5 protein-coding genes are annotated in these 2,609 nt (G+C 62.1%); 3 read left to right on the top strand and 2 right to left on the bottom strand.

Features of this window, described 5'->3' with window-relative positions; translation table 11 throughout:
- Positions 1 to 302, top strand: a 302-nt coding sequence (locus VBE63_RS27235; protein ID WP_323686127.1) for a DUF4400 domain-containing protein, incomplete at its 5' end; no start/stop codon positions are given.
- A gap of 13 nt (positions 303 to 315) precedes the next feature.
- On the opposite strand, the gene VBE63_RS27230 is transcribed toward VBE63_RS27235, so the two are convergent.
- Both VBE63_RS27230 and VBE63_RS27225 read right to left on the bottom strand, forming a co-directional pair.
- The gene (locus VBE63_RS27230; protein ID WP_323686126.1) at positions 316 to 933 is read right to left on the bottom strand and encodes a FlhC family transcriptional regulator; all 618 of its coding nucleotides are present in this window, start codon (positions 931 to 933) and stop codon (positions 316 to 318) included.
- Complete coding sequence (locus VBE63_RS27225) at positions 930 to 1,238, bottom strand: flagellar transcriptional regulator FlhD (RefSeq protein ID WP_323686125.1); 309 nt, start codon at positions 1,236 to 1,238, stop codon at positions 930 to 932. Before VBE63_RS27225 ends, VBE63_RS27230 begins: the two co-directional genes overlap by 4 nt.
- A gap of 138 nt (positions 1,239 to 1,376) precedes the next feature.
- Between VBE63_RS27225 and VBE63_RS27220 the strand changes: the two genes are divergently transcribed.
- Together VBE63_RS27220 and VBE63_RS27215 are read left to right on the top strand one after the other, a co-directional pair.
- Entirely contained in the window at positions 1,377 to 1,844 is a 468-nt protein-coding gene (locus tag VBE63_RS27220) for a helix-turn-helix transcriptional regulator (RefSeq protein ID WP_323686124.1), read from the top strand.
- 85 nt (positions 1,845 to 1,929) lie between these two features.
- Positions 1,930 to 2,373, top strand: coding sequence for a hypothetical protein (locus VBE63_RS27215; RefSeq protein WP_323686123.1), 444 nt, complete (start codon positions 1,930 to 1,932; stop codon positions 2,371 to 2,373).
- Positions 2,374 to 2,609 lie beyond the last annotated feature (236 nt).

The raw sequence follows: 2,609 nt of genomic DNA, 5'->3' as shown, positions 1-2,609 counted from the left end.
CCGTCTATTTGGCCATCCAGCGCCTGGTCGTGCTCTTCGCCTGGTGGCCGTTTCTGGCCTTTGGCGTCCTTGGCGCGGTCGCCGATGGGCTGATTCGCCGGCGCATCCGTCTGGCTGGGTTCGACTATCCGAGCCCCTTGGCGCATCGCGTGGCGGTGCGCATCTTGATCGGATTGGCATTCCTGGTCGGCTTTGGGCTGTTGCTGCCGTTACCCGTGCCCCCGCTCGCGGTGCCGGCGCTGGCCGTGATCGCCACCGGAGCCCTGGCCGTGCTACTGACGCAGACGCAAAAGCGCGTTTAAGCCCCGCCCTCATTCACGGTACGGGCTGACAAGCCTTCCTCTGGTCGGGATGAGCGCCTGTTTGGGTGAGCGCCTGCGCAGAATCGCCTCGGCCCGTCTTGGCGATCTGGCGCCGAAGCGGACGTTGGCGGGCGCGCTGTTTGAGCACGCAGACGGGGCACTGCAGTGCGATGCGCGAAAAGTCGCAGACCACGAAATCGATCTGGCAGTGTTGACAACCCTGCAGCGTGAGCGCGCCGGTGCTCAGCGCCTGGGCGATCACCCAGGCGGCATTGATGTCGAGCGGTGCGCCGAGTTGATCTGGACTTGCGAAGCGTTCGGCATGTTCCCGATACAGCCGATGCGCCTGCAGCAGCGCCTCAAGCTCGATCTGCTGTGCTGTGCGCTGTCCGCCCAATGTCCGATAGAGCGCGACGAACAGCGATGCGCTGGCCTGCCGCTTGGTTGAGCGCAGCAGGCCGCTTATCGTCGGATGCTGACCGGACTTGGGTTTAGACCCATGGATCTCATGATGGAGCGCGCGCACGATCGGCGCTCGTAGTCCGCTGATCTGTTGCACCAGAGAGGTCCGCAGACCGCGTTTCAACAGGTCGATGGCCTGTTCAGTGCGCGCAAATTGCTGCAGCCTCATGGGTGTTCTCCGTCTTTGGCCGCCAGCATCAAGGCCTGTAGGGCGAAGGTATAGGTGGATGGCGGTGCGGCCAAACAGTCCTGCCAGAAGCGCTGATGAAAACGCGGACGAAACAGCGAAATGTGCGAATCGGCCAGGGCGCGCAGCATCGGTACCGAAGCCTGTTGCAGTCCCTGAATCCACTGCGGGCCGAGCCCGAAGATGAGGCTTGCCTTCTGCGCATCCACACGAGCCAACGCCTGAGCGTGGAGCAGCCAATGGAGGTTCAAGGTCGCGATCTCCCGCTCGAGGTCCGTCGTCGTCATGGTGTCGGTATTCAACATCGTAGAGCGTACAGGTTGGGTTGTTTCGCGCTATAATACGCACTAAACCGCGAGAAACACAGACTTCCGAGCTGAAAAAGCGTTACCATTCCTTCACCCTGTACGCCGAGCCCTCCTGTTATGTCTGCGCTCAAGACCGTCAATATGGCTGAAAAGCCGACTCCATCGGCGTTTCCCAGCTGGGATGGCGCTGGCTTTCCAGAACGACTGCTGGAAGCCAAGGGTGGCATGAGCACCCTGGCATTCGCGAAAAAGTGCGGGATTTCGGAAAGTAGCTTCCGCAAGTATCTGACAGGTGGCAGTGTTCCGGGTGCGGATAAACTGCTGGAGATGGCGCAAACGGCTGGCGTCTCGCTGACTTGGCTCGCCTCGGGGGAGGGACGCCGCGATGGTGTCGAGGAACGCCTTGATGTGGCGACGCTGCGCTCAGTGATCGCTGGCGTCGAGGCGGGCCTCCAGGAGATCGGTGGCACCATGGCGCCGGAGAAGAAGGCGGAATTGATTGCGTTGCTCTACGAGATGCACTGCAACGGGGAGTCGATCTCCGCGAAACCGATGCTCCGCCTGGTTCAACTCGCGAGTCGTTGAGAGGCGTGTTTCGTCAAAACGAGGCCATCGGTTACGATCAGTGTGCGCCGTTCCCTGATCATTCACGCTGGTGAGGATGCAGACCATGAGCATCGGTCAAGATAACATTCGTGACGCCATCCGCGGCTTTGCCAACGATATCCACTCCGACCGCGAGCCTCAGCAGGCGAATGCAAGCGCCTACACCGCGCCACAGGGGCCTCCACCGCTGCAGCATGGTGAGCATGGATCACTGGTCTTCCATGTCGGCGACACGATGTATGGGACGCCTATGGCGCCTACCCCTGCACGCACTGAGCCCCCGTTGTCCGGCTTCGCCTCGCCTGCGTCCAACGAGGCACTGGCCTACAGGCCGAATCTGCCGCTACTCATGATCAGTACCATGCTTTGGTGCCTGAGCATTCTCCCGTTGTACTTCGCGCACTTCCTGCCGGAGGTGCCACACCATTGGTTCAACGGTCTGGGTTTCCTCTCCCTCATGGGGGCTGTGATCACGACCTTGGTGGGACTGCAGCCCCGTCAGCGTTAGGTCGCACCAACGGATCGCGCCGGCCACCCACTGCCTCGTGGGGAAGGAGGTGCGTCGTCTGAGGCGCGAGGGAGCGTTCGACGCCATGGACGGGCCAGTCTGAGGTCAACGGACAACTCGCACGCAGCATCACCTAGACATCCACTGCTCGCCTGCGGCGCCGAATGCGGGTGGGGTCACGTCCCCTTTGGCACCTCGCGACGTCGCTATCGCCGCTATCCCCCACCAAGGTCCGC

This window comes from Lamprobacter sp., from assembly GCF_034860625.1.
Classification (GTDB): Bacteria; Pseudomonadota; Gammaproteobacteria; order Chromatiales; family Chromatiaceae; genus Lamprobacter.
The sequence above is the reverse complement of the archived record's forward strand: the minus strand, read 5'-3'. Positions and strand labels throughout refer to the sequence as shown.

Excerpts from the sequence above, each read along its gene's own strand:
- VBE63_RS27230 (WP_323686126.1), bottom strand. The coding sequence starts at position 933 with ATGAGGCTGCAGCAATTTGCGCGCACTGAACAGGCCATCGACCTGTTG.
- VBE63_RS27225 (WP_323686125.1), bottom strand. The coding sequence starts at position 1,238 with ATGACGACGACGGACCTCGAGCGGGAGATCGCGACCTTGAACCTCCAT.
- VBE63_RS27220 (WP_323686124.1), top strand. The coding sequence starts at position 1,377 with ATGTCTGCGCTCAAGACCGTCAATATGGCTGAAAAGCCGACTCCATCG.
- VBE63_RS27215 (WP_323686123.1), top strand. The coding sequence starts at position 1,930 with ATGAGCATCGGTCAAGATAACATTCGTGACGCCATCCGCGGCTTTGCC.